Origin of the sequence: Stenotrophomonas sp. FR010 (assembly GCF_047520755.2) — a bacterium.
GTDB classification, from domain to species: Bacteria; Pseudomonadota; Gammaproteobacteria; order Xanthomonadales; family Xanthomonadaceae; genus Stenotrophomonas; species Stenotrophomonas sepilia.
The window spans coordinates 1-17,432 of the sequence record NZ_JAXBQT020000040.1; the positions used below are offsets into that span (position 1 = coordinate 1).

Genomic DNA, 17,432 nt, shown 5'->3' on the forward strand with positions numbered 1-17,432 from the left:
ACTCATCCGTGTACTGCTTGCTGTTGCCCATAAACACCTCGGTCATTGCCATGAATTATGGCGTCCGGATGTCTACGAAAGGCTGGTCGGTCCAGGTCGAGACGGCGGAGCAACGCGACCTGTTGATCTCGCTGGGCTGCGAATCTTTCCAGGGCTACTTCTTCGCGCCACCGATGCCGCTGCCCATGCTGTCCGCCTGGCTGGAGGAACGCCGCGGCTTGTCCGTATCGCACTGCACCGGCGAGATTGAGGGGTCGCTGAGGTCGGGCGCTGTCACCTCGGGCGGGAGCGATACAAGCCGCCGCCGCCTGCGTTGACCTGCCGTTGACAGCAAAGGGACAGACTGCGCAGGAGCAAAGGGCGCCTGGGGACATCATGGACACGGGTGAGGGAAGCGATGCCATTCTTCACTGATTCGGACGAGGTTGCGGTTGAGGGCCTGGGGGCTGCCCGCCGGATTGGGTGGATGCGCTTCGTGGGCGCCTCGCTTGCTGCGCTGCCCATTGCATCGGTGGGTCTGGAGCGCGGCATGGGCAGGTCGGCATGCGTGTTTCTTCTGGTCAATGCGCTGGTCTGGCCGGCCATTGCACAGCTGCTGACACGGCACGCCGCCCGGCCCGCTGTCGTGCAATTCCGTTGCATGGTTGTCGACTCGCTGCTGGGCGGGGCATGGATCGCCTTCATGGCTGTCAGCGCTGTGCCCAGCGCGCTCTTCGCTGCGCTGCTGGTGGCAGACAAGATCGCGGCCGGCGGTACACGGCTGGCGCTGAAGGCCACGGCTGCGCTTCTGCTCGGTTTCCTTGCTGCATGGCTTGCTATGGGCACGCCCTGGCAGCCGGCCACTTCTTCCCGAACATTCCTGCTCAGCCTTCCGTTCCTGTTTGTCTACGGGATCGGATTGAGTGCACTGAGTTGGCGTCTTGCGCGCCGGGTCAGGTCACAGAATCGGCAGTTGCAGCGACTCAGCCGAATGGATCCACTGGTGGAACTGGCCAATCGCGGCTATCTCATGCACCGCGCTCAGCAGATGATCGAAGCGGGGCGCGCTCTGGGCCGCAGGGATTGCCTGCTGATGCTGGACGTGGATGATTTCAAGCGCATCAACGATACCTTGGGCCATCGCACTGGCGATGAAGCACTGCGTCGTATAGCCGCGGTCCTGCGCAGCGTGTCACGCCCTGGCGACACACCGGGACGCCTGGGCGGAGATGAGTTCGCGCTTCTGCTCGCCGGGCAGACGCCGGCTGAGGCCATGCTGCTGGCAGAGAAGATCAGGAGCCTGCTCCACGCTGATACGGGCAGTGATGCCACAATGCTGGACCTGAGCGTGAGCATCGGCATTGCCGCCGCGCCCACGACGACCAGTGCTGAAGAGTGGCTCGCAAGAGCGGACCAGGCACTGTATGAAGCCAAGCGACACGGCAAAAACACGGCGAGCTGCGGTACGGATTGCTGAGCAAACCTGACGCATCGTGGTCGACGTCAATCGCTGACATCTTGATGGTTGCCGGCATCTGACGGAAAGATCGCCTCGTTCGCTGGGAACACTTTCCACTCCTGATGACACGGGACTGCACTGCGTCGGCCGTCGGGCGACGCGTTCTTCACAACATGCAACGTTACACTGGCGCGCTTTCGCATGTGGAACTCGGAGGCAGATAGCCCGATCGTGAGAGTAATTTCCTCTATTGCCATTGCCTTGCTCGCCAGCGTTTCCTTACCCACAGAGGCATCCGAACCTGATCGGAACGGCGATTCCTACTTCAAGCCTGGTGGTGCGGTAAGGTTCAATTACGGCTGGCTCGACTACGGGCCGACCAGCCGCCTTCAGCTTGAACTGATGCGTGCGGACCTTGACGCTGGAACCGGACCGTTTTCCTTCTCTGCCCAATACCGCTGGTACGATGGCTTCGACGCCGTGCATCACGCCTACGCTGGCTGGCAGTTCTCCGATGCTACCCAGCTCAAGGCAGGTATCCAGCAAGTCCCGTTCGGGCTGCTCCCCACCGTTTCGCAGAGTTTCTGGTTCGGCTCCGGCTACTACCTGGGCATCGAGGATGATTACGATCCGGGCCTTGTGGTGATTCACCGCAGCGGCAGCACAACTTGGCATCTTGGCTGGTTCTCCGGAGACGAATACGGGTCCGGGGCTCGCTACGATCGCTACTCCTTTGATGTCGCGCAGACCGAGGCGTTGCCGTATCGCGAGCGGCAACGACTGCATGCACGCGTGGAGAGCGCGCGCGACTGGGGCGGCGGCGAACTGTTGCTGGGCGCATCAGCGTTTGCTGGCAAGGTGCAGAACACTCAGACACGGCGTCAATACGGTCATCAGGGCGCGGCCCTCCACGCACAGTGGCAGCGCGATGGTTGGACCGCGCAGTTGCAGTGGGCGCGGTACCGGTATGACGTGCCCGGAGATCGCATCGCAATGTCGGCGTTCCAATCCCCCTTCCAGGTTGCAGCGCAGGCGGATGTGCCAAGCGCCAACATCGCCTATTCGTTCGGCCAGAAGGGCTGGCTGGATGACATCACCTGCTATAACAACCTCAGCATGACCCGCCCGGTCGGGCACCGCGCGGGCCTTCGTGATTCGTGGCAGAACGTGACCGGTTGCAGCCTGCAGAAAGGCATCATGCTCACCTATGTCGACTGGATCGCTGGCCGCAACATGTGGTTTGCCGGTGGTGATGGTATCGGCATCGACGAGGGAGGTCCTTCCCGCTGGCATTCACGGCTGAACTTCAACATCGGCTTCTACTTCTGATCGGCCTCGCGCAAGCCGGAGGCTTCTTCACCCAACAACACGGAGGTATCCATGCAGAGCACGGCTCCGCAACATCCCCCCGTTCGCCAGCGGATTCTTCCGCAGGTGTTCATTCCCACGGCAGCCATCGTCATCGCGCTGCTGGCGCTTGCTGCCATCGCGCCCGATATAGCCACGCGGTGGTTCACCGCGGCCAAGTCATGGGCTGCCAATGATGCAGGCTGGTTCACCATCCTTGCGGTGGCCGGCTTCCTGGTCTTCGTCGTCGGCGTCGCCATCAGCAGTTACGGCCGCATCAAACTCGGCCCTGACCACAGTACGCCGGACTACAGCTACGGCTCCTGGTTCGCCATGTTGTTCGCTGCCGGCATGGGCATCGGTCTGATGTTCTTCGGCGTTGCCGAGCCCATCATGCACTACGCCACGCCGCCGGTCGGCTCGCCCGAGTCGGCCGCAGCTGCCCGCCAGGCCATGCGCATCACCTTCTTCCACTGGGGCATCCACGCATGGGCGATCTACGCAGTGGTAGCGCTGTCGCTGGCGTACTTTGCCTACCGGCACAATCTCCCGCTGCGTGTCCGATCCGCACTGTATCCGCTCATCGGCGATCGTATCCACGGCCCGTTGGGGCATGCTGTAGACACGTTCGCCGCGCTAGGTACCATCTTCGGCCTGGCCACCTCGCTGGGGCTGGGCGTCATGCAGATCAACGCCGGCCTGAACTACCTGTTCGGCCTGGAGGTCAGTACGCTCGTCCAGGTTGGCTTGATCACCGTCATCACACTGGTGGCGACCGGCTCGGTCGTGGCTGGCCTGGACAGCGGCGTACGCAGGCTGTCCGAGCTCAACATGATCCTGGCGGCGGCGCTGCTGGCCTTCGTGCTGGTCTGTGGACCCACCGTTCACCTGATGCAGGCGCTGGTGCAGAACACCGGCATGTACGTTTCCCAGCTGTTCTCGATGACCTTCAACCTTTATGCCTACGAACCCACTGGTTGGCTGGGTGGCTGGACGCTGTTCTACTGGGGCTGGTGGATTGCGTGGTCGCCCTTCGTTGGCATGTTCATCGCGCGCATCTCACGTGGACGCACCGTCCGTGAGTTCGTGGTGGGGGTGCTGCTCGTACCGCTTGGCTTCACATTCCTGTGGATGACCATCTACGGCAACACCGCGTTGCACATGGTGCGGGCGGAGGGCATACAGCAGTTGGTGCAGGCGGTCTCAACCGACAGCTCGATGGCGCTCTTCGAGTTCCTGGAGCACCTGCCGCTGACCATGCTGACCTCTTCGCTGGCGGTCATCCTGGTTGCGCTGTTCTTCGTAACCTCAGCGGACTCCGGTGCCCTGGTAATCGACATGCTCACCTCGAAGGGTGAGCAGGAATCCCCGGTCTGGCAGCGGATCTTCTGGGCGCTGCTGGTCGGCGGCCTGGCGATTGCATTGCTGGTGGCTGGCGGGCTGGAATCGTTGCAGGCTGCCACCATTGCCAGCGCGTTGCCATTTACGATCGTCATGATCCTGATGTGCTGGGGACTGCTGAAGGCCATGCATCTGGATGCCACCAAGCGCTCGATCCTGCGCGAGGCACGTATCCTACCGGGTACCAGCGAGGATTGGCGGGCGCGCCTGCGCCTGCTGGCGCACAACCCGTTGAAGATCGAGGTGACCGGCTTCATCGAGCAGCGCGTCATTCCTGCATTGGAAGAGGTTGCCGCTGAGCTTCGCAAGCAGGATCTGCCGGTCCAGGTCTCCAAGGGAGAGGATGGTCGTGCGTGGCTACAGGTTGGCCATGGCGAGGAGATGGACTTCTTCTACTCCGTACGGCCCCAGCCCTATGAGCCGCCGACGTTCGCCCTGCAGGATCCCCGTCGGCCGGTCAGCGAGGGCACCCGTCATTACCGTGCGGAGGTCTATCTGCGGGAGGGCGGGCAGGACTACGACGTCATGGGGTGGACCAAGGTTCAGCTCATCCACGATGTGCTCGATCAATACGAACGCCACCGTCAGTTCCTGGACAAGGTGCGCTCGTAGAATCCGTACACAGATGCCGCCCGGAGGGGCGGCATCTGCCTTGGGCCGGGCATGACCCTGCCTTTGACGTGGCCTCGGCACCCGACCGTGCTATTGATGGTCGAACTGCCGAGGAAGTAGCCCATGCTCAGCCGACTGAGGCTCGCAGCCAGCAAAGTTACCAAGCGGATGTGGTTCCGTTCGACCCTGTATGGCGCCCTAGGCATCATCACGGCGTTGGCCGGCGCGTTCCTGAAGTTCCTCATTCCCGTTGGCCTTGCCGCACGGATCGGCGCAGATTCCGTCGGCAACATCCTTGGCATACTTGCCGCGTCAATGCTGACGGTCACCACCTTCTCGCTGTCCACCATGGTCTCGGCATACGGCTCCGCATCCAGCAGCGCCACCCCGCGCGCGGCCCGCCTGCTGATCGAAGACGCCCGGGCCCAAGGTGCGCTGGCCACCTTCATTGGTGCCTTCCTGTTCTCGATCGTCGGCCTCATCGCGCTCAGCACCGGCATCTACGGAGAAAGCGGCCGGCTTGTCTTGTTCGGGGCAACCATCACGGTCATCATCGTCATCACAGTGACGTTGCTCCGGGCTATCGAGCAGTTCTCACGCTTTGGCCGCGTTGGCGAAACCATCGATCTGGTGGAGCGGGCGACCAAAGCAGCAATGAAGCGCCGCGCCGAGGAGCCTCGGCTCGGCGGAGCCAGTGCGGTCCCGGTAGGGGAGGGGGCGGTACTGCTGGTTGGCGATCAGGTTGCCTACGTTGAACATGTGGACGTCGCCCGGATTGACGGCATTGCACAAGAACATGATCTGCGAGTTCATCTGCTCTGCCAGCCGGGTACGTTCGCGACCCCAGCCCGTCCCTTGATAGCCATCGAAGGGAATCCACTTCCGGACGTGCAGAGTGAAGTGATCTCAGCCATCTCCTTCAGTGACGCGCGCTCCATCGAGAATGACCCACGGTTCGGGCTGGTCGTGCTTGCGGAAATTGCCCAGCGAGCCATGTCACCTGCGGTGAACGACCCTGGCACCTGCATCGACGTCATCGGGACCTGTGTCAGGCTGCTCTGTGCATGGGCCAGCCACACCGGGGACGCTGCGACGTGTGAAGTGCTCTATCCGCGTGTGCACGTGCAGTGCCTCGATGTCCGCGACATGTTCGAGGATGCATTCACACCAATCTCCAGGGATGCCGCCGGCTCGCTGGAGGTCAACATCCGGCTGCAGAAGGCCTTCGTAGCGTTGGCAGGGTCCTCGAATGAAGCGACAAGAGTCGCATCACAGGCGCATTCCCGCATTGCGTTGGAGCGCGGCCTATTGGCCATGGATTTCGAAGCTGATCGCAAGGCGCTTCGAGCCGTCGTATCTTATTTGACTCTGGAAGATGTGGACCAACGTTCGTAGTATCTTCCTATCAATGACTTTGAAGCGCTGCGCTGTCTATCAGTGCTCGGCTGTGGTCTGGAACACATACGGTCAGCCCACCTTCCACAGCATGTATGCGGCAGTAATGAAGATCAGTACTGAAAATACCGTGTTCAGAGCTCCACGATAGCTGGCAAGCTTCGTCGAAATTGCTGCTCCTGCAGTACCGCCAGCCATCCCGGCAACGACGAACACTCCCGCGAGCTTCCAGTTGATCAGGCCTGCATGCGCGTAGTTCAGTGCGGTGGTCATGCCGAATGCGGCGACGGCGAGGAGCGAGCTTCCGACTGCGGCAATGATCGGCATTCCCGTCGCGGCCACAAGTGCGGGCACGATGAGGAAACCTCCGCCAATGCCAAAGAAGCCAGAAAGCCCACCGGCAGTGGCGCCCAGCCCAATCAGTGCGGGTGCATTGCGCCTGCCGAGCCGAGCGTCCGCGAAGCCAAGCGTGTTGCGCCTGCGAAGCATGGCGATGCCGACAATGACCATGACCACAGCAAACAGAGCCAGCAGTCTCTTGCCGTCGAACGCCTTGCCCAAGCTGGAACCCAGGTAGGCGCCCGCGATCCCCGCCAAGGCGAAGACCGAGGCACAGGGCCAGCGAACATTCCCTTTACGGGCATGCATCACCAGATTCGACACCGCATTGACCGCCACTGCCAGGGCGCTGGTGCCGATAGCCACATGCGGATCTTCCACCCCTACCACGTAGAGCATCAGTGGTACCGCAAGGATGGATCCGCCCCCACCAACCACGCCAAGGACGAAGCCGACCAGGACGCCAGACAGGCCGCCCAGCACCCACTGCAGCATAGATAGCGTTTCCATATGTCAGTCGGCGGACGCCGGACCTTGCTGCAGCCGTGTTGCGATGGAGGAAAGGTCGTAGCCTGCGTCCGAAGCAACAGACAGGACGTCAGCAAATGCCGCTCCATTGTGAACGACTTCCGACAGCGCCCACAGCATCGCAGCTCGGGCGCCGGTTCTGCAGTACGCGACAACAGGGCGTGGCAGCGCGTCGATCAACTTGGCAAAGGTATGCACCTGATCATCGGTAATGACACCAGGCACTACCGGAAGATAGGCAAACTGCATGCCCGCCTGGTCGCAGGCAGCCTGCAGCGCATGGTGACTGGGCTGCTCCGGCTGTTCGTCGTCGGGCCGGTTGCAGATCACGCTCGCAAAGGCCTGCTCCTTCAGGGCTTCAATGTCCTTTGGCAGGAGCTGACCGGACACCTTGAGGCTGGCAGAGAGTGGCTTGAGGTTCATGGTTGTCCCGTAGTTGCGGTGGGGCGATGAATGAGGCCATGCAGGAGCACGCCAGCGATCATTGCCGTGGCAAAGATGATCGCGAAGGGCTGGCCGGTTCCCAGCAAAGCGATGGCCGGGCCGGGACACACTCCGGCCAGTCCCCAACCCAGGCCGAATATCGCCGCACCGATGACCAGGCGCCGATCGATGATGCGAAGGGTGGGAATGTGCAGCGATGCGGCAAGCAGTGGTGTTCCTCGGGCGCGTATCCACAGGTAGGCTGCGCCGGAAGGAATCAGTGCGCCCAGCATGACCAGCGCCAGGGAGGGGTCCCAGGCGTCGCTCACATCCAGGAAAGCAAGCACGCGGGCTGGGTTGGCCATATCGGATACGACCAGGCCCAATCCGAAGAGTGCGCCGCACAGGAACGCGGCAAGACGGATCATTCCGGGCCTCCGGTCGCAATCTGTACCAGGGTTGCCGTGGCCATGCCCACGAGCATGAACACGCAGGTCGCCACCACCGAACGCGGCGATGCCCGGCCTAGTCCGCAGACACCGTGCCCACTGGTACAGCCAGCGCCAAGGCTAGTTCCGTAACCCACCAGCAGTCCGGCAATCACCAATACCACTGCTCCGTTTGCGGAGAGCGCCGGCAGGGGTATGGGCCTGGCCACCATTGCCAAGCCTGACGCCAGGGCAAGTCCCGCCAGGAACAGGGCAGCACTGCTGCGTCCGCCGTCACCCGGCATGCCCAGTGTCCTGGCAAGCAGACCCGAGATGCCAGCAACGCGCCCGAGAAGGAGTAGATAGGCTCCGGCCGCTGTTCCGATCATGGCACCGCCAGCGAGCGGCCAATACCAGGCCAGATGAGAGAGCGTCATAGCAGGTCCACCGGCAGCTTGAGGTAGCGCACGCCGTTCTCTTCGGATTCGGGCAGATGGCCGGCGCACATGTTGACCTGCACTGACGCCAGAATCAGCCGTGGCATCGGAAGCGTGGCATCACGAGCCTCCCGCAGTTCCACGAACATGGCTTCACTCACGCCCTCGTGCACATGCATGTTTGTTGTCCTTTCGGCACCGATGGTTGTTTCCCATGCGAAATGGTCCCGGCCGGTGGCTTTGTAGTCATGGCACAGGAATACGCGGGCGGCGTCGGGCAGGGACAGCAGGCGCTGGATCGAGCGATACAACTGGCGCGCCGAGCCACCTGGAAAGTCGCATCGGGCGGTGCCGTAGTCCGGCATGAACAGCGTGTCTCCAGGAAATACGGCGTCGCCGATCACGTACGCCAGACAAGCGGGGGTATGGCCTGGCACGTGCAGCGACATCGCCTGCAGATTACCGATGCGGAAGGAGGCACCGTCGGCGAACAGGCGATCGAACTGGCTGCCATCCCGCTTGAATGCAGTGCCGGCGTTGAAGACCTTGCCGAAGGTTTCCTGGACTGCGGTGATGTGTTCGCCAATAGCCAGCGCGCCTCCCACCTGCTCCTGCAGCCATGGAGCCGCGGACAGGTGGTCGGCATGCGCGTGGGTTTCCAGCAACCATTGCACCTGCAGGCGCTCGGCACGTACGTAGTCCACCAACGCCGATGCGGAGGACGTGGACGTGCGACCTGCGGCCATGTCGAAGTCCAGGACACTGTCGATGATGGCGCACGCTGAAGACGTTGGATCGCGTACGACGTGGCTGGCAGTGAACGTAGCAGGATCGAAGAACGTCTTCACGGAAGGCGAGGGAAACAGGCCGGCACGCGCATCGCTGACCAAGCGCACAGCCTGATCCAGGGGGGCGTCTACCGCTACGGATGGAATCATGACTGGCTCCAGGAGGCTTCGTGGCCTAGAATTACATAGTTACGTAATATGTGCAACTATTGAAACATGCTAGATTGCACGGCTTACCCATGGTGTTCGCATCACATCAGCCGCCCAAGTTGCCATTGCCTGTGACCAGCCCCCCATTCAGCCCGTCTGACCTAGCCACGATGAAGGAGCGCGTGCCCGAAGTGGCCGAGTTGCTGCGCTTCATGGCCACCCCCTCGCGCCTGTTGCTGCTATGCCAGCTCGCGCAAGGTGAAATGACGGTGGGCGGACTGGAGGAAGCCACCGGCATTCGACAGCCGGCGCTCTCCCAGCAACTGGCCGAACTCCGTCAACGAAAGCTTGTCGCGACCCGACGGGAATCGCGGTCGATCATCTACCGCATGGCGGACCCGCGCGTTGCAGCACTGCTGGGCGCGATGCATGGGATCTTCTGTGCGGACGATACATCAACTTGAAGTGGCCCAAAGGCGTCCTGGAAGGGGCGGGCTGGACTCACTGACCCAGGGGAATTTAGGCCATTGGCGTAGTCTGCCCAAAACCAATTGGCCACAGCAGGCTTGAGGTCTGCTGCGGCCTAGGGATGTTTATCAGGGATGGGGTGGCTGTCCGCTTCTGGCCGAGAGCGGACTTTCCCAGCGGGTAAGGCAGGGGAGCTGCTATCCAATTTTAGTATTAGGGATGTTTATCAAGGGTAGGGCGGACGTCCATCAAACGTACCTGTGATGCTGACGCAGGAAGTAGCCAGCCGAAAGACCCGCCTGACCACCTCCGATCACCACTATATCGACGTTGTCCATCTGGACTTCCTCACACCGCTGCATTCAGGCGGCGTTCTTGTGCTGCTGCTGATTGGAGATCTTAAGTCCATCCAGATAGCGCTCCGCGTCCAGTGCGGCCATGCAGCCGAAGCCGGCCGAAGTGATCGCCTGGCGGTAGTGCTGGTCGGCCACGTCGCCGGCGGCGAACACGCCTTCCACCGACGTCTGGGTGGCATTGCCGCCCAGGCCCGAACGGATTTCCAGGTAGCCGTTGTTCATCGCCAGCTGGCCGTCGAACAGGGTGGTGTTCGGGTGGTGGCCGATGGCCACGAAGAAGCCGTGGGCGTCGATGTCGCGGGTGCTGCCGTCCAGCGTGGACTTCACGCGCACGCCGATCACGCCGGCGTCATTGCCCAGCACTTCCTCCACCTGGTGGTGCCAGACGGTCTCGATCTTGCCTTCGGCCACCTTCTTGAACAGCTTGTCCTGCATGATCTTTTCCGCCTTCAGGGTGTCGCGGCGGTGGACCAGGTAGACCTTGCGGGCGATGTTGGACAGGTACAGGGCCTCTTCCACGGCGGTGTTGCCGCCGCCGACCACGACCACGTCCTGGTCGCGGTAGAAGAAGCCGTCACAGGTGGCGCAGGCGGACACGCCGCGGCCCTTGAACTCGTCTTCGGTCGGGATGCCCAGGTACTTGGCGGTGGCGCCGGTGGAGATGATCAGCGCGTCGCAGGTGTACTCGTGGCTGTCGCCGATCAGCTTGAACGGGCGCTGCGACAGGTCGGCGGTATGGATGTGGTCGAAGATGACTTCGGTCTCGAAGCGCTCGGCGTGGGCCTGCATGCGCGCCATCAGGTCCGGGCCCATCAGGCCGTGGGCGTCACCCGGCCAGTTGTCCACCTCGGTGGTGGTCATCAGCTGGCCGCCCTGCTGCAGGCCGGTGATGACGACCGGCTTCAGGTTGGCACGGGCTGCGTAGACCGCGGCGGTCCAGCCGGCCGGGCCGGAGCCGAGGATCAGCAATGGAATGTGTCGGGTGGTGCTCATGGCTCAGTGGCTCCGTACAACGGCAGGAAAGTAGCGTTTGCCCAGCCGCACGGCGACGTGGACCAGCAGGATCAGCACCGGCACCTCCACCAGCGGGCCGATGACAGCGGCGAAGGCGACCGGCGAGGCCAGGCCGAAAGCGGCGATGGCCACGGCGATGGCCAGTTCGAAGTTGTTGCCTGCCGCGGTGAACGCGATCGCAGTGGTGCGCGGATAGTCCTTGGCGATCAGCTTACCCATGAAGAAGCTGATGACGAACTGGATGATGAAGTACAGAGTCAGCGGGATCGCGATGCGCACCGCGTCCATGGGAATGCGCAGCACGTCACCGCCTTTTAGGCTGAACATCGCCACGATGGTGAACAGCAGCGCAGCCAGGGTGATCGGACTGATTGCAGGCAGGAATTTCTCTTCATACCAGCGCACCCCCTTACGCGCCTTCAGCCATCGACTGGTGAGGAAGCCCGCCAGGAACGGGATGCCAAGGTAGATCAGGACAGCCTCGGCGATGGTCCAGAAACTGACATCGATCACGCTGCCCTGCAGACCGAACACGGGCGGCAACCAGGACAGGAAAAACCACGCGTAGACGCTGAACAGCGCGATCTGGAAGATCGAGTTGAATGCCACCAGGCCGGCGACGTACTGGCCGTCACCGCGGGCAAGCTGATTCCAGACCAGCACCATGGCGATGCAGCGTGCCAGCCCGATCAGGATTAGGCCGGTCATGTACTCAGGGTAATCTCGCAGGAACAGCACGGCCAGGCCAAACATCAGGAACGGGCCGACGATCCAGTTCTGCAGCAGCGAGAGCATCAGTACCCGTTTGTCGGCGAAGACCCGCGGCAGTTCCTCGTACTTCACCTTCGCCAGCGGCGGGTACATCATCAGGATCAAACCAATCGCGATCGGGATGTTGGTCGTCCCTACGGAAAGGCTGTTCAACGCGCTGGGCACACCCTCGAACAACGCGCCCAGGCCGACGCCGAACGCCATGGCGGCGAAGATCCACAGCGTCAGGTACCGGTCCAGAAAGGACAAGCGGGAGGTGTCATTGGTCATGGGGTTTTCCGGGAAGACGGTCAGTGGATCTGCGCAATCGGATCGAGCTGGGCCTTGAGGGCCTCACGGTCATCCCATGCCCTGTCAGGAATCTCCAGGAAAGCTTTCAGGCGAGCCTTGATGATCTGGTGTGCCCTGTCAAAAGCCTCGCTCTTCTGCGCATCCGAGCCTTCCACACCAGCCGGGTCGAACAGGCCCCAGTGCACGCGCACGAAATCGCCAAACACAACCGGGCACGCTTCGGCGGCCGCGCTGTCGCACACGGTGACGATCAGATCCATGGCAGCAGCATCCGCTTCGGCAAATTCATCCCAGGACTTACTGCGCAGGCCCTCCACCGGGAAGCCCTCGCGCTGCAACTGAGCAATGGCGAACGGATTGACCCGACCGGCCGGCTGGCTGCCTGCACTGAAGGACTGATAGCGGCCTTCGCCCCACTTTTTCAGGGTCGATTCGGCCAACACGCTGCGAGCGGAATTACCGGTACACAAGAACAGGACGCGACGGTTCATCTGAGCGATCTCTAAGGTGGGTTGGTCAGCAGCCAGCGGGGCGTTCGCAGGCCTGTTCATCGGCACAGCAGTTTTCAGTGAGGTAGGCCACCAGCTCGTTCATAGCCACGAACTCGGCCCGGTAGCAGATGGTCCGGCCACGCTGCTCGGCGCTGATCAGTCCCGCAGCCAGCAGTTCCTTCAAGTGGAAGGAGAGCGTGGCGCCAGGCAAAGAGAGGGCTTGGGCAATGTCGCCGGCCAGCTTGCCGGCGCTGCCAGCCTGAACCAGCAGGCGGAAGATCGACAGGCGGGTCGCATGACCTAAGGCTGCCAAGGCGTGGGTTGCGCTCTTGTGTTCCATGATTCTAGAATAATCGAATCAAAGTGACAGGACAACCCTCCGTGCAGCAGATCCCCAACGTGGTCCCGGGTGCCTTGGACATCCCCACGGCCGCCAAGCTCAACGATCCGGCCGCGCAGCCACACCGGCCACGCATCCTGATCCTGTACGGGTCGCTGCGGCCGCAGTCGTTCAGCCGCAAGCTGGCACTTGAGGCGCAGCGGCTGCTGGAGCAGCTTGGGGCGGAAACCCGCCTGTTCGACCCACACGAGCTGCCGATGCTTGACTCGGTGCCAGCCACCCACCCAAAGGTGCATGAGCTGCGCCAGGCCTCGCTGTGGTCGGAGGGCCACGTGTGGGTCAGCCCGGAACGCCATGGCACCCTTACCGCGGTATTCAAGAACCAGATCGACTGGCTGCCACTGGAAGAGGGCAGCGTGCGCCCCACCCAAGGCCGCACGCTGGCCGTGATGCAGGTATGCGGTGGCTCGCAATCGTTCAACGTCGTCAACGCGCTCCGTGTGCTCGGCCGATGGATGCGGATGGTGACAATTCCCAACCAATCGTCGGTCGCCAAAGCCTGGCAGGAGTTCGATAACGACGGTCGAATGAAACCTTCGGCGTACTACGATCGCGTGGTGGACGTGATGGAGGAGCTGGTCAAGTTCACCCTGCTGGTGCGTGGGCGTAGTGACTACTTGGTGGACCGCTACAGCGAGCGCAAGGGCGCCGTAGAGGCGGCGGCGCTGGCCGCTGCCGCAGGCGTGGTGGAGACCGTTTCGAACCAGGAGGAAAGTGTGTGAACGCCGTCATCTATCACAACCCTAAGTGCGGCACCTCGCGCAACACTTTGGCGCTTATCCGCTTCGCCGGTATCGAGCCTGAAGTGATCGACTACCTGAGCCACCCGCCCAGCCGTGCGCGCCTAGTCGAGCTCATTACGACGGCGGGGTTGAGCGTGCGCGATGTCATCCGACAGAAGGGAACGCCGTATGACGAGCTCGGGCTAGGCGACGCAGCACTGAGCGACGGCACGCTGCTAGATGCGATGCTGGCGCACCCGATACTCATCAATCGTCCTCTTGTACAAACCGATAGGGGTACTCGTCTGTGCCGGCCTTCGGAAGTGGTGTTAGAGATCCTGCCGCCACTGCCCGGACCGTTCCGAAAGGAAGATGGAGAGTTGGTGATCGGGCGCGCCGAAAGCTCGACGCCATGATCCTCTTGCCGGGCTGGACTCGCCGCCGCTGAGAGCCACAGGAGGTCATGCCCCATGTCGACGCTCGATCCCACAACAAGCGACAGCGCGTGGCGCGTCTTCCTTGTATTCCTGCGACTGGGGCTGACCTCCTTCGGCGGCCCGATCGCCCACCTGAGCTACTTCCGCCTCGAGTTCGTCGAACGCCGCCGTTGGCTGACGGACCGTAGCTACTCCGACTTGGTGGCCCTGTGCCAGTTACTGCCAGGCCCGGCCAGCAGCCAGGTAGGCATGGCGCTGGGCTTGCGCCGCGCTGGCTGGGCCGGTCTGCTGGCCGCCTGGGCAGGCTTTACGCTGCCGTCGGCCGTGCTGATGATCCTGTTCGCATTGGGCGTTGCCGGATACGAAGGCATTGCTGAATCTGGCTGGCTGCATGGCCTGAAGATCGTGGCAGTTGCTGTGGTGGCGCAAGCAGTGTGGGGAATGGCCCGATCCCTCTGCCCGGACCGTCTCCGGGCTGGGATGGCGTTTTTTGCGGCTGTGTTGACTCTGTCCATGCCCTCGGTCGGCGGCCAGGTCGTGGTGATAATTGTCAGCGGACTGCTCGGTCGCTGGATGCTGAAGATCGAGCCGGCGTCAGGCCAATCTGCCGGCGGCTATCCCGTCTCGCGAAGAACCGGCAAGGTAGCGCTGATGCTGTTGGTGCTGCCGCTTGTTCTACTGCCTGTGTGGGTGGTGGCTAGTGGCTCCCCGTTGGCTGTGCTGCTGGAGGGTACGTACCGTGCAGGCGCCTTGGTCTTTGGCGGCGGCCATGTGGTACTGCCGCTGCTGCAGACTGCGGTTGTCCAAAGCGGCACGGTGACCACCGCGGATCTGCTCGCTGGGTACGGTGCGGCGCAGGCGGTCCCAGGCCCTCTCTTCACTTTTGCGGCGTACCTGGGGGCTGTCGCCGAGGGGCCGGTCCATGGCTGGGCAGGCGGCCTTATGCTGTTGCTGGTCATTTTCCTGCCTGCCCTTCTTGTGCTCGTGGGGGTGCTGCCGTTCTGGGAGTCCCTGCGCCACCGCAAGGATCTCCAAGCTTCAATTGCAGGCGTCAATGCTGGGGTGGTCGGCATCCTGCTGGCGGCGTTGTACGACCCGGTGTGGACGAGTGCGATCCATGACCGATGGGATGTCGGGATGGCGCTGCTTGCATTTGGGCTACTGGTTGTTGCGCGCTCACCGCCGATCGTGGTGGTCTTGTTGACCGCCATAGCGGGCTGGCTGATGGCTGGGTAGTAGCGCTGCTGGGCGGTCAGGACCGGTTCGGCAGCGCAACCGAACATCTGCTTCTCGCCGACAGGGTTCATTGGCAAGCGAACGGAACAGGGATGCTGCCGTTCAATTCTAGGATTAGGAAGATTTATCGGGGGTAGGTAAGGGCAACTCCCGACCCGTTCAGCACTAGCCTGGGGTGGCGGGCGGCAAGGTCAGCATCCATTGGAGTGCCAGTCTTGTTCTCGGGGATGCATCGAACTAATACAGAATGTCGTCCGGTAGCGCCTGTGGACTTCCACTCCTCTCCTCAAGAAACTTTGCGCCGATGGCTTTGAAGCGCTGCTCGCATTCGTTCGGGAGCTCAATCAGTTCATTAGTTAGGTCCCTTTTAACGCTGTACTCCAGGCCGATTAGACTCATCCGTGTCGCATTTTCCTCCCATCCCTCCTGGAATACAGGTGTCTGACCTCTTGTGGCGTACTCGCGCCGAATTTTATCCATCTGTCGCTTTGCTTCTTCGCTTGCTTCTTTTCCAGCATTCGCCAGAGCGAGTAGGTATTTCTCTTTCATTTTTGCGAAATTGGGGCGTTCGCATTGAAATTTAGCACCCTCCTTTTCAAATTGATCTGCAAATTCGTTAGCCATCTCAACCGTGTAGTGCGGACTGCGCAACGCCCTGATGTGATCGCCCGTTAACTTCACGAGCGTCTTGTAGTCGGGCCAATTTTTCTCGTATAGCTCGATGTCTCGAACAATACTCTGAGCCGCTATTTGCTTTTCCGCAGCTGAATTTGCGGAATCAGCAGCATTACTTATATGCTTGTAGATTAACGTTCTTCCAGTGTCCGCACGAAGAATTTGCCAGCTTGCTTCTTCTGAAAAGATTCTCCATCTTGCGTCTGTTAGGCCTTTCTGGGCGGACTTTGTCGAGAGCTGCGCGGCCTGCTCCTTGGCTTGTGCGGCTATTGCTTCAGCATGTGCTCGTCTTGACTCGATCTCGAGCGCGTTTCGCTCCTGCTGCAGCCTGCTTAGTTCTTGCCTCTGGCCGGACAGGGTGCTGTTCAACTTTTCCATTGTGCGTCTGCCGTGCTCAATGTCTGCCACTGTTTTCTTTCGATCTTGCTCAAGGCCTGCCACTTGCTCTGCAAGTAGCTCCTTCTGCTGGGTAGGGATTACTTTGTTTTTGAACGTTAGCCACAGAACAACCACAGTCACTAGTTGTATGAAAATAGACGCGAGGTTAAGCCAACGGTCGCTATGGCCGACAGTTGTTTTGGCCGAAGCGTCTAGGTCGGCATCAGGAAGCGCTGCTGGTTGTTTTGAGTCGACCGAACCGCGAGGTACCAGCAGACCCAGTTCTGTGCGTATGTACTGTTCGTCCCGCATGCGTCTTATGCCCCCCCCCAGGTCACTGGGCAAATTATGAACTAAGGACGCCTCTAAGGGGCGCCCGAGAACCCCTGATTGCCGGCATTCTAGTTCCACCATCATCAAAGGTATGAGCCAATGATTAGCGTGTCTGCCTGGGCCGGACACGAAGCCAAGCGCCAGCGATTGCGGTGGTAGCCTCCATAGGTCCTTAGCGGTACCGGCAACGAAGGGGCTATCGAGAGCGCCGCTAGGGGCCCTCTCCGCGTAAGCCCCAAGTCCCGCAGTTAGCTCCTCCGCGGCCAGCGGCGATAGGACTTTGGGCCAGAGCGAGCCACCAGCCCCCAACTGCCCGCTCTGTAGGTCGAAGGCTGCTGAGAGGTTGGCAATTTCCTCAGCACCACAGTAGTTCGCGGCAGCGGGGCGGAAGCCTCCGTAAGCCTGAGCCGTAGATAACAGTCCGGCGACAAGAATTTCTCCGGACGGCCTGTCGATTGACAGCGCCCAACTCAGCACCGGGTGGACCGACCAGAGTTCCATAGACACTCAGTCGCCGCTCTGCGCGTAGCGCTTTTCGAACTCTACCGGTGACATGCCGCCAGCGGAACCATGC

At 61.7% G+C, this 17,432-nt stretch carries 18 protein-coding genes and 1 pseudogene; 9 read left to right on the plus strand and 10 right to left on the minus strand.

Translation table 11 applies throughout. The features are described 5' to 3' along the window. The 5 genes and pseudogenes from ACM0PK_RS21045 to ACM0PK_RS21065 all read left to right on the plus strand — a co-directional run. A pseudogene (locus ACM0PK_RS21045) lies at positions 1-317 on the plus strand (hypothetical protein); the annotation flags it as partial. Positions 318-466: 149 nt separating this feature from the next. Continuing rightward, positions 467-1,456 (plus strand): GGDEF domain-containing protein, encoded by a 990-nt coding sequence (locus tag ACM0PK_RS21050; protein WP_239507146.1) that lies wholly within the window; start codon positions 467-469, stop codon positions 1,454-1,456. Positions 1,457-1,639: 183 nt separating this feature from the next. After that, positions 1,640-2,767, plus strand: a complete 1,128-nt coding sequence (locus tag ACM0PK_RS21055) for a hypothetical protein (protein ID WP_414608031.1) — start codon at positions 1,640-1,642, stop codon at positions 2,765-2,767. Between the two features lie 51 nt (positions 2,768-2,818). Further along, complete coding sequence (locus ACM0PK_RS21060) at positions 2,819-4,798, plus strand: BCCT family transporter (RefSeq protein WP_033834876.1); 1,980 nt, start codon at positions 2,819-2,821, stop codon at positions 4,796-4,798. A gap of 123 nt (positions 4,799-4,921) precedes the next feature. Then, positions 4,922-6,193 (plus strand): DUF2254 domain-containing protein, encoded by a 1,272-nt coding sequence (locus tag ACM0PK_RS21065; protein WP_414608032.1) that lies wholly within the window; start codon positions 4,922-4,924, stop codon positions 6,191-6,193. Positions 6,194-6,265: 72 nt separating this feature from the next. On the opposite strand, the gene ACM0PK_RS21070 is transcribed toward ACM0PK_RS21065, so the two are convergent. Genes ACM0PK_RS21070 through ACM0PK_RS21090 form a run of 5 tightly spaced genes read right to left on the minus strand, consistent with a single transcriptional unit; the run spans position 6,266 to position 9,286 of the window. Then, complete coding sequence (locus ACM0PK_RS21070; protein WP_414608033.1) at positions 6,266-7,027, minus strand: sulfite exporter TauE/SafE family protein; 762 nt, start codon at positions 7,025-7,027, stop codon at positions 6,266-6,268. 18 nt (positions 7,028-7,045) lie between these two features. Continuing rightward, on the minus strand, positions 7,046-7,483 hold the full coding sequence (locus tag ACM0PK_RS21075; protein WP_414608034.1) for a protein tyrosine phosphatase family protein: 438 nt from the start codon (positions 7,481-7,483) through the stop codon (positions 7,046-7,048). Further along, positions 7,480-7,911 carry a DUF6691 family protein gene (locus ACM0PK_RS21080; RefSeq protein ID WP_005420840.1) on the minus strand — a complete coding sequence of 144 codons (432 nt, stop codon included), beginning with the start codon at positions 7,909-7,911 and terminating at the stop codon, positions 7,480-7,482. The genes ACM0PK_RS21075 and ACM0PK_RS21080 overlap by 4 nt, the downstream gene beginning before the upstream one ends. Next, on the minus strand, positions 7,908-8,348 hold the full coding sequence (locus ACM0PK_RS21085; RefSeq protein ID WP_414608035.1) for a YeeE/YedE family protein: 441 nt from the start codon (positions 8,346-8,348) through the stop codon (positions 7,908-7,910). Before ACM0PK_RS21085 ends, ACM0PK_RS21080 begins: the two co-directional genes overlap by 4 nt. Continuing rightward, the gene (locus ACM0PK_RS21090) at positions 8,345-9,286 is read right to left on the minus strand and encodes an MBL fold metallo-hydrolase (RefSeq protein ID WP_414608036.1); all 942 of its coding nucleotides are present in this window, start codon (positions 9,284-9,286) and stop codon (positions 8,345-8,347) included. The genes ACM0PK_RS21085 and ACM0PK_RS21090 overlap by 4 nt, the downstream gene beginning before the upstream one ends. A gap of 170 nt (positions 9,287-9,456) precedes the next feature. Between ACM0PK_RS21090 and ACM0PK_RS21095 the strand changes: the two genes are divergently transcribed. Then, positions 9,457-9,750, plus strand: coding sequence for an ArsR/SmtB family transcription factor (locus ACM0PK_RS21095; RefSeq protein ID WP_188218411.1), 294 nt, complete (start codon positions 9,457-9,459; stop codon positions 9,748-9,750). 366 nt (positions 9,751-10,116) lie between these two features. Here the strand turns inward: ACM0PK_RS21095 and trxB are convergent, their stop codons facing one another. Genes trxB through ACM0PK_RS21115 form a run of 4 tightly spaced genes read right to left on the minus strand, consistent with a single transcriptional unit; the run spans position 10,117 to position 13,017 of the window. After that, positions 10,117-11,103, minus strand: coding sequence for a thioredoxin-disulfide reductase (gene trxB / locus ACM0PK_RS21100; RefSeq protein ID WP_423170806.1), 987 nt, complete (start codon positions 11,101-11,103; stop codon positions 10,117-10,119). Positions 11,104-11,106: 3 nt separating this feature from the next. After that, positions 11,107-12,165 (minus strand): ACR3 family arsenite efflux transporter, encoded by a 1,059-nt coding sequence (arsB, locus tag ACM0PK_RS21105; RefSeq protein ID WP_414608038.1) that lies wholly within the window; start codon positions 12,163-12,165, stop codon positions 11,107-11,109. A gap of 20 nt (positions 12,166-12,185) precedes the next feature. After that, entirely contained in the window at positions 12,186-12,677 is a 492-nt protein-coding gene (locus tag ACM0PK_RS21110; protein ID WP_323152263.1) for an arsenate reductase ArsC, read from the minus strand. Between the two features lie 25 nt (positions 12,678-12,702). Next, positions 12,703-13,017 (minus strand): ArsR/SmtB family transcription factor, encoded by a 315-nt coding sequence (locus ACM0PK_RS21115; protein ID WP_111150507.1) that lies wholly within the window; start codon positions 13,015-13,017, stop codon positions 12,703-12,705. A 41-nt stretch (positions 13,018-13,058) separates the two neighbouring features. Here ACM0PK_RS21115 and arsH point away from each other — a divergent pair, with 41 nt between their 5' ends. The 3 genes from arsH to chrA are packed head-to-tail and all read left to right on the plus strand — an operon-like array spanning position 13,059 to position 15,472. Further along, positions 13,059-13,799, plus strand: coding sequence for an arsenical resistance protein ArsH (gene arsH, locus ACM0PK_RS21120; RefSeq protein ID WP_414608039.1), 741 nt, complete (start codon positions 13,059-13,061; stop codon positions 13,797-13,799). Next, positions 13,796-14,215 (plus strand): arsenate reductase (glutaredoxin), encoded by a 420-nt coding sequence (arsC, locus tag ACM0PK_RS21125; protein WP_111150503.1) that lies wholly within the window; start codon positions 13,796-13,798, stop codon positions 14,213-14,215. Before arsH ends, arsC begins: the two co-directional genes overlap by 4 nt. A gap of 54 nt (positions 14,216-14,269) precedes the next feature. Continuing rightward, entirely contained in the window at positions 14,270-15,472 is a 1,203-nt protein-coding gene (chrA, locus tag ACM0PK_RS21130) for a chromate efflux transporter (protein ID WP_111150501.1), read from the plus strand. Positions 15,473-15,709: 237 nt separating this feature from the next. On the opposite strand, the gene ACM0PK_RS21135 is transcribed toward chrA, so the two are convergent. Beyond that, a complete protein-coding gene (locus ACM0PK_RS21135) occupies positions 15,710-16,837 on the minus strand; it encodes a hypothetical protein (RefSeq protein ID WP_414608040.1) in 1,128 nt (375 codons plus the stop codon). Positions 16,838-17,432: the final 595 nt, after the last annotated feature.